The organism is Sphingomonas sp. (assembly GCF_964263785.1).
Classification (GTDB): Bacteria; Pseudomonadota; Alphaproteobacteria; order Sphingomonadales; family Sphingomonadaceae; genus Sphingomonas.
The window spans coordinates 1-8,468 of the sequence record NZ_CAXVWL010000103.1 but is presented as its reverse complement, the minus strand read 5'-3'; the positions used below and the strand labels follow the sequence as shown (position 1 = coordinate 8,468).

General features: G+C 66.7%; 8 protein-coding genes and 1 pseudogene. 8 read left to right on the top strand and 1 reads right to left on the bottom strand.

Going from position 1 to position 8,468, the window contains the following annotated elements; translation table 11 throughout:
* The 4 genes from nusA to rbfA form a co-directional block, all read left to right on the top strand.
* A partial coding sequence (gene nusA, locus ACE5C1_RS13370; RefSeq protein WP_374944569.1) for a transcription termination factor NusA occupies positions 1-1,161 on the top strand: 1,161 nt, incomplete at its 5' end.
* Between the two features lie 104 nt (positions 1,162-1,265).
* Positions 1,266-1,979 (top strand): DUF448 domain-containing protein, encoded by a 714-nt coding sequence (locus ACE5C1_RS13365; RefSeq protein ID WP_374944568.1) that lies wholly within the window; start codon positions 1,266-1,268, stop codon positions 1,977-1,979.
* Entirely contained in the window at positions 1,976-4,786 is a 2,811-nt protein-coding gene (gene infB, locus ACE5C1_RS13360; RefSeq protein WP_374944567.1) for a translation initiation factor IF-2, read from the top strand. Before ACE5C1_RS13365 ends, infB begins: the two co-directional genes overlap by 4 nt.
* 315 nt (positions 4,787-5,101) lie before the next feature.
* Positions 5,102-5,503, top strand: a complete 402-nt coding sequence (rbfA, locus tag ACE5C1_RS13355; protein WP_374944566.1) for a 30S ribosome-binding factor RbfA — start codon at positions 5,102-5,104, stop codon at positions 5,501-5,503.
* 3 nt (positions 5,504-5,506) lie between these two features.
* Here rbfA and ACE5C1_RS13350 read toward each other — a convergent pair whose 3' ends face one another.
* Positions 5,507-5,998 (bottom strand): DUF1440 domain-containing protein, encoded by a 492-nt coding sequence (locus ACE5C1_RS13350; RefSeq protein ID WP_374944565.1) that lies wholly within the window; start codon positions 5,996-5,998, stop codon positions 5,507-5,509.
* Positions 5,999-6,111: 113 nt separating this feature from the next.
* Here ACE5C1_RS13350 and ACE5C1_RS13345 point away from each other — a divergent pair, with 113 nt between their 5' ends.
* From ACE5C1_RS13345 to ACE5C1_RS13330, 4 genes and pseudogenes are all read left to right on the top strand, one after another.
* Entirely contained in the window at positions 6,112-6,690 is a 579-nt protein-coding gene (locus ACE5C1_RS13345; RefSeq protein ID WP_374944564.1) for a thymidine kinase, read from the top strand.
* The gene (truB, locus tag ACE5C1_RS13340; protein ID WP_374944563.1) at positions 6,690-7,595 is read left to right on the top strand and encodes a tRNA pseudouridine(55) synthase TruB; all 906 of its coding nucleotides are present in this window, start codon (positions 6,690-6,692) and stop codon (positions 7,593-7,595) included. The genes ACE5C1_RS13345 and truB overlap by 1 nt, the downstream gene beginning before the upstream one ends.
* Before the next feature lie 19 nt (positions 7,596-7,614).
* The gene (rpsO, locus tag ACE5C1_RS13335; protein WP_374944562.1) at positions 7,615-7,884 is read left to right on the top strand and encodes a 30S ribosomal protein S15; all 270 of its coding nucleotides are present in this window, start codon (positions 7,615-7,617) and stop codon (positions 7,882-7,884) included.
* Between the two features lie 242 nt (positions 7,885-8,126).
* Positions 8,127-8,468 (top strand): annotated as a pseudogene (locus tag ACE5C1_RS13330) (polyribonucleotide nucleotidyltransferase); the annotation flags it as partial.

Genomic DNA, 8,468 nt, shown 5'->3' with positions numbered 1-8,468 from the left:
GAAGGCGTCATCCGCCGCGACGCGCAGATCCCGCGCGAAGTGGTGCGCGTCAACGATCGCATCCGCAGCCTGATCTTCAAGGTCGTTCGCGAGAACCGTGGCCCCCAGATCTTTCTCAGCCGCGCGCACCCCGATTTCATGAAAAAGCTGTTCGCGCAGGAAGTTCCCGAAATCTACGACGGCATCATCGAGATCAAGGCCGCCGCACGCGATCCGGGTTCGCGCGCCAAGATCGGCGTTATCAGCCACGACTCCAGCATCGACCCCGTCGGCGCCTGCGTCGGCATGAAGGGCAGCCGCGTCCAGGCGGTGGTGCAGGAGATGCAGGGCGAGAAGATCGACATCATACCCTGGTCCCCCGACACCGCGACCTTCGTCGTCAACGCGCTCCAGCCCGCATCCGTCAGCCGCGTCGTCATCGACGAGGAGGAGGACCGGATCGAGGTCGTCGTCCCCGACGATCAGCTCAGCCTCGCGATCGGCCGCCGCGGCCAGAACGTCCGCCTCGCCAGCCAGCTGACCGCAAAGGCGATCGACATCCTCACCGAACAGGACGCGAGCGAGAAGCGCCAAAAGGAATTCAGCGAGCGCACCGAGATGTTCCAGACCGAGCTCGACGTCGACGAGACGCTCGCGCAGCTTTTGGTCGCCGAGGGCTTTGGCGCACTGGAAGAGGTCGCCTATGTCGAGCTCGACGAGATCGCGAGCATCGAGGGCTTCGACGAGGACCTCGGTCAGGAGCTCCAGAGCCGCGCGCTCGAAGCCTTGGAGCGCCGCGAGGCCGCGAACCGGGAGGAACGCACCGCGATGGGGGTCGAGGACGCGCTCGGCGAACTGCCCTACATCACCGAGGCGATGCTGGTGACGCTCGGCAAGGCCAAGATCCTGACCCTCGACGACCTCGCCGATCTGGCGACCGACGAGCTGATCGAGAAGAAGCGCCCCGAACAGCGCCGCCGCAACGAGGATGCGCCCAAGCGCCCCGAGCCCAAGGGCGGCATTCTCAGCGAATACGGGCTGAGCGACGAGCAGGGCAACGAGATCATCATGGCCGCGCGCGCGCATTGGTTCGCCGACGAAGATGGGGACGAAGAGCCCGCGACGGTCGAAACGGCGAACGCCGACGCCGGGGAGGACGCGCATGCGGACCCGGCACCATGATGCGCTGAAGCCGACTCACAGTTCCACGTCACCCCGGACTTGTTCCGGGGTGCCTCGTCGGACGAATCCCGAAGCGTCAGGGCATGACGGGAGGTGGCATCGTCATGTCTGACGCCATCCGCTCCTGCATTCTCACCCGCGACCGCGACGTGCGCGACAATCTCGTCCGCCTCGCGCTCGCCCCCGACGGCCAGGTCCACCCCGACATTCGCGCCAAGGCCCCGGGCCGCGGCGCCTGGATCGGCGTGCCGCGGTCGGCGCTGGAGACCGCGCTCGCCAAGGGCAAGCTCAAGGGCGCGCTCGCCCGCGCGTTCAAGACCGCCGACTTCGTCATCCCCGCCGACCTGCCGCAACGCATTGCCAACGCACTCGAACGCAACGCGCTCGACCGCTTGGGCCTCGAATCGCGCTCGGGCACCTTGCTCACCGGCTCGGACAAGATCGCCTCGGTCGCGCGCGGCGGGCAGCTCCATGCCCTCTATCACGCCGCCGACGCCGCCGCCGATGGCGCGGGCAAGCTCGCGCAGGCGTGGCGAGTCGGCTCCGAGCGCGAAGGCTCCGCTCTCAAGGGGTTGGCGTTGCCGGTCGGTCGCACCATATTGGCGTTGGCGCTGGGCCGCGAAAATGTGGTACATATTGGCCTTACCGATCGCGCTGCGGCGAAGCGGGTGAGCGATGCGCTCGACCGCTGGCTGCATTTCATCGGACCTGACACCCTTTCCGCACCTTGCGCGCAAGTCGCACAAGGGGCATCGGCGCCCCGGCAGGACGGCGTCGAGCACATCGCCGAACGTACGACCCAAGAGGAATTTGAGTGAGCGAGACCGACAACGACAAGCCGAAGCTGGGCATGCGCGCGCCTTTGGGCGTGAAGCGCACGGTCGAGACCGGCAAGGTGAAGCAGAGCTTCAGCCACGGCCGCTCGAACACGGTGATCGTGGAAACCAAGAAGGCGCGCGTGTTGCGTCGCCCGGGCGATCCTACGCCCGCCGCCGAGGCGCCGGCAGCCGCACCGGCTCCTGCGCCTGAGCCCGTTGTTGCGGCACCCGTGCCGCCACGCGCGCCTGCTGGGGAGACCGCGCAGGAGCGCCAGGCGCGCATGCTCCGCGAGGCCGCCGAAGGCCGCATGTCCGCATTGGAGGATGCGCGCCGCCGCGAGGAGAGCGATCGCCAGCGTGCCGCCGAAGACGAACGTCGCCGCGCCGAGGAGCGCGCCCAGGCTCCTGTTGCGTCCGAGCCCACGCCGGTTGGTGTGCCCGAGCCGACGCCTGCACCGGCGATACCGGTAGAGGCCGAAGCACCTGCGCCGACCGTGTCGGTCACCGCACGTCCGTTCAAGCCGGTCGAGCGGGTTGTACCGACACCGCCGCCGGCACCCGAGCCCGTTGCAGCCGCGGAGCCCGCTCCCGAGCCGGCGGTCGCCGCGCCTGCGCCTGCGCCTGCGCCGACACCTGCGCCTACGCCGACACCCGTTGCCGCGCCCGCACCACCACCGGTGATCGAGCTCGGCCGCGATCCGTCGATGCCCGCGCCGCGCCGCTTCTCGCCCGTCGCGCGTCCGGTACCGCCGCCCCCGCCGCCGCCCAAGGAGGCGCCTGCGCCTGTCGCTGCGGCACAGCCCGCCGCCACCGCAGGCACGACCGGGCCGCGTCCGCTCCCCAGCGGGCAGGCGACTCCGCGCAATGCACCCCCCAGCCGTCCGCAGCAGCGCGACCGCAAGGGCGACGATCGCCGCACCTCGGGCAAGCTCACCGTCAAACGCGCGCTCGGCGACGACGGCGCGCGCTCGCGCAGCCTCGCCGCGCTGAAGCGCGCGCGCGAGAAGGAAAAGCGTACCTACGGCGGTGCGCGCGAGGCGCAGGCCAAGCAGGTGCGCGACGTTCAGGTTCCCGAGGCGATCACCGTCCAGGAACTCGCCAATCGTATGGCCGAAAAGGGCGCCGACCTCGTCAAGACGCTGTTCAAGATGGGCTCGCCCGTCACGATGAACCAGCTGATCGATCAGGACACCGCCGAGCTGCTGGTGACCGAATTCGGCCACAACATCGTCCGCGTCAGCGACAGTGACATCGACCTCGCGGTCGACACGGAGAGCGATGCGGTCGAATCGCTGCGCCCGCGTCCTCCGGTCGTCACGATCATGGGCCATGTCGATCACGGCAAGACGTCGCTGCTCGACGCGCTGCGCGGTACCGACGTGGTGCGCGGCGAGGCCGGCGGCATCACCCAGCACATCGGTGCGTATCAGGTGACGCTCAAGGACAAGTCGAAGATCACCTTCCTCGACACGCCGGGCCATGAGGCATTCAGCCAGATGCGCGCGCGCGGCGCCGACGTGACGGATATCGTCGTGCTGGTGGTCGCCGCCGACGACGGCCTGATGCCGCAGACGGTGGAGGCGATTGCCCATACCAAGGCGGCGGGCGTGCCGATGATCGTCGCGATCAAAAAGATATACAATGAAGGCGCCAACCCGCAGAAAGTGCGCGAGCGCCTGCTGAGCGAGGAAGTCGTCGTCGAGGAGATGGGCGGCGACGTCCAGGACGTTGAAGTCTCGGCGCTCAAGAAGACCGGGCTGGACGAACTGATCGCCAAGATCCAGCTCCAGGCCGAGCTGCTCGAGCTCGCCGCCAACCCCGATCGCGCCGCCGAGGGCACCGTGATCGAGGCCAAGCTCGACAAGGGCCGTGGCCCGGTGGCGACGGTGCTGGTCAACCGCGGAACGCTGAAGGTCGGCGACATCTTCGTCGTCGGCGCCGAGAGCGGCAAGGTCCGCGCGCTGGTCGACGACAAGGGCCGCCAGGTCAAGGAAGCGGGTCCGGCGATGCCGGTCGAGATCCTCGGCCTGTCGGGCGTACCGTCCGCGGGTGATCCGCTTCAGGTCGTCGAGAGCGAAGCGCGTGCCCGCGAGGTCGCCGAATACCGCGCCAGCGTCATCACCAACAAGCGCACGACCTCGACCCCGGCTAGCCTGGAATCGATGTTCTCGGCCTTGAAGGACAAGCAGGCGATCGAATATCCGCTGGTCGTCAAGGCGGATACGCAGGGCACGATCGAGGCAATCGTGGGGTCGATCAACAAGATCAGCACCGACGCGATCCGCGCGCGCATTCTGCATTCGGGAGTCGGCGGCATCACCGAAAGCGACGTGACGCTCGCGGCGGCATCGGGCGCGCCGATCATCGGCTTCAACGTCCGCGCCAACGCCAAGGCACGCGAGATCGCCGAGCGGCAGAAGGTGGCGCTGAAATATTACGACGTCATCTACACGCTGACCGACGATATCCGCGCCGGCATGGCGGGCGAGCTCGGCCCCGAAGCGTTCGAGACGGTCGTCGGCCGCGCCGAAATCCGCGAGGTCTTCTCGGCGGGCAAGCACGGCAAGGCGGCGGGTCTGCTCGTCACCGAAGGCACCATCCGCAAGGCGCTCAAGGCGCGTATCACGCGGGCGGACGTCATCATCTACCAGGGCGAGATCGCCTCTCTGCGCCGCTTCAAGGACGACGTCCCCGAGGTGCGCGCAGGGCTCGAGTGCGGCGTGACGTTCACCTCGAACTTCGTCGACATAAAGGCGGGCGACTTCCTGGAGACGTTCGAAGTCGAGATGCGCGAGCGGACGCTGTAGGCACGCTGCACGGGTTTCGCTAACGACCTCCTTGCGGCTCGCAACTAGCGGGTCGTAAGGAGGTGATAAATATCGGAAATGAAGAAGTAGCAGCACTGGCGCTTGGCGTCGCGATGCTCGTCATCGCGCTCGTCGGGTTGGTGATCAAGCTCATCGAGCTGGGTCGCCGCTAGGCCAGTGCGGGGCTCGGCGCAGGAACGCCGAGCCCCAAATACGATTTGGGCCCGGATGCAGGAACATCCAGGCCCAAGAGGTGACTATCGAAAACAAGACAGTAGCCTGATCTGTATATCCCCGGCGAGGCCAGATTGCAAGATGCCCGACGCTAGCAAGCCCGAGAAGTCCGTCCGCACGCTGCGCGTCGGCGAACAGATGCGCCACATCCTGTCCGAAATCCTCGCCCGTGGTGACGTGCATGACGAGACGCTGGCCAAGCACATGGTCTCGGTCACCGAGGTCCGCATGTCGCCCGACCTGCGCCACGCGACCGTCTTCGTAAAGCCGCTGCTCGGCAAGGACGAAGATGCGGTGCTCAAGGCGCTGCGCACCAACACCGCTTACCTCCAGCGCGAGGTCGCCGCGCGGGTACAGATGAAATATGCCGCCAAGCTGAAGTTTCTGGCCGACGAGAGCTTCGACGAGGGCAGCCACATCGACCAGCTTCTGCGCAAACCCGAAGTGGCGCGCGATCTCGGCGACGTTTCAGCGCCGGACTGACGATCAGATCGCGCTGCGCAACAACCTGCGGCTTACTTCGGTGACGGCCCCGAATATCAGGTGCGACACCAGCGCATAGGCGTGCGCACCAGCAGGCGTCTGCCAAGGCGCGGGTGCCAGTCCCGCGGCAGGAACCGCGCCTTCGTCCATCACCGCGGCAACGCCCGTGCCGAACACCGTGCCATAACCCATCGTGATGCGGGGCCGGTATTCCGCAGCAACGCCGTAGGCCACGCCCAACAATGCACCGAAAGCGTAATGAACGGCATTGCCAGCCGCCGGTTTGCTGGACTTGGCCACGGGCTCTCCCGTCGCCGCCACCGCCACGCGGTCCGCCGCCTTCTCGGTCGCAGGCTCGTCGGCATCGTCGTCGGGCGGCGACAGCGTCTGCACGACCGCTTGAAACTGATTCATCGCGAGGGAGGCGATCAGCCCCGCCGCCAGCCCAACGACCGCACCCTTCACAAGATCGGGTATCGCCGTTTCGTGAACCATTGTCGTTTTCCGTAGCGTGTCCCAGCGAACAACCGCGGGCACGCCCCGGCGTTCCGCTGTTCCGGCGAAGCTGCCCCGCGACACCGGCACAATCGCGCGCTAACGACGCGGCGATGGCCAAGCTCTATTTCTACTACGCCAGCATGAATGCGGGAAAGTCGACGACGCTGCTCCAGGCAGACTTCAACTACCGCGAGCGCGGCATGCGGACGATGCTGTTCACCGCTGCGGTCGACGAGCGCGCCGGCCGTGGCGTGATCGCATCGCGACTGGAGGTCGAGGCTCCGGCGACGCCGTTCGACGCCGACAGCGACATCGCCGCGCTCGTCGAGGCCGAGCATCTGGCGGCACCGCTCGCCTGCGTGCTGATCGACGAGGCGCAATTCTTGACAGCCGGACAAGTCGACCAACTCGCCTATCTGGCGGATACGGTCGGCATCCCCGTCCTCGCATACGGCCTGCGTACCGATTTCGTCGGTGCGCTGTTCGAAGGATCGGCACGACTACTCGCACTCGCCGACACGCTCGTCGAGATCAAGTCGGTGTGCCATTGCGGGCGGAAGGCGACAATGAATGTGCGCATCGACGCGCAAGGAAGACCGGTCGCCCAGGGTCGCCAGACCGAAGTCGGCGGCAATGACCGCTACGTCGCCATGTGCCGCCGCCACTTCACGCAAGCGTTGGCGGGTTGATGCACGGCTGGATCATCCTCGACAAGCCGCTAGGCCTGGGCTCGACGCAGGGCGTCTCCGCGGTCAAGCGCGCGCTGCGCCAGGGCGGCTACGGCAAGTGCAAGGTCGGCCACGGCGGCACCCTCGACCCGCTCGCCACCGGCGTGCTGCCGATCGCGATCGGCGAGGCGACCAAGCTCGCCGGGCGGCTGCTCGACAGCGACAAGGCGTACGAATTCACGATCCGCTTTGGTGAGCAGACCGATACGTTGGACGCGGAGGGCCAGGTGATCGCGACGAGCAATGTGCGGCCGGAACTCGGCAGCGTCGCCGAACTGCTCAATCGTTTTACCGGGTCGATCGCGCAGGTGCCACCGATCTACTCGGCTCTCAAGGTCGACGGTTCTCGGGCCTACGATCTTGCGCGCGAAGGAAAGGAAGTGTCGCTCGCGACACGCGACATCTCGATTCATTCGCTGGCGGTCTTGGGTTGGCTCGAGTACGCCGAAGACGAGAACGGCATCCAAGAGGTCACTCTCACCGCCCATGTCTCTAAGGGCACCTACATCCGCTCCCTCGCCCGCGACATCGCTCTAGCGCTCGGCACGGTCGGCCACGTCATCATGCTCCGCCGCACCAAGGCTGGTCCGTTCGACCTCTCTCACGCGATATCGCTGGACAAACTCGACGCATCCGCTAAGGCGCGCACCCTTGAACACCTGTTCCTGCCATTGAGGGCGGGGCTGGACGACATCCCGGCTCTATCCCTCACGCCCGACCAGGCAGGAGCGCTTCGACAGGGGCGCGTTCTGGCCGGGATCGCTGTCGACGATGGCCCTTACTTTGCGTGCGCGGACACTGTTCCGGTCGCGCTGGTAGAGGTCAGCCACGGAGAAGTCCGGGTCGTCCGCGGGTTCAATCTATGACGATGTCGAAGGAAGAATCATGACGATCACCGCAGAGCGCAAGGCCGAACTCATCAAGGAGCATGGCCGCGAAGAAGGCGACACCGGCTCCCCCGAGGTGCAGGTCTCGATCCTGACCGAGCGGATCCGCAACCTGACCGAGCATTTCAAAGGCCATAAGAAGGACAATCATTCGCGCCGTGGGCTGCTGATGATGGTCAACAAGCGCCGCTCGCTGCTGGATTACCTCCGCAACAAGGACGGTAACCGCTACCTCGACCTGATCGCGAAGCTCGGGCTTCGCAAGTAACTGGGAAGGCGGCTTTCGGGCCGCCTTTTTGCTTTCCCCGGCGCAGGCCGGGATCCAGCATATACGGGCGCGGTAGCGCTCATCCAGCCGCTGGACTGGGCCCCGGCTTTCGCCGGGGAAGGGAGAGAGGGGCAATTCGGCCCTATCCCCACGGAGCGATAACTCGCTCCACACCGACGCGAGCCGGCTTAGCTCGCAGATAGGCCCCTCGCGCATCGGGCGCGGGGAGTGAAGGAATCAACATGTTCGATACCAAGAAAGTCGAAATCCAGTGGGGCAGCCAGACGCTGACGCTGGAAACGGGCCGCGTTGCCCGCCAGGCCGACGGCGCGGTGCTCGCGACTCTCGGCGAGACGGTGGTGCTCTGCGCGGTGACCGCCGCCAAGTCCGTCAAGGAGGGGCAGGACTTCTTCCCGCTCACCGTCCATTATCAGGAGAAGTTCTCCTCCTCGGGCCGCATCCCCGGCGGCTTCTTCAAGCGCGAGCGCGGCGCGACCGAGCGTGAGACGCTGGTCAGCCGCCTTATCGATCGGCCACTTCGGCCCCTTTTTCCGGACGGCTTCTACAACGAGATCAACTGCATC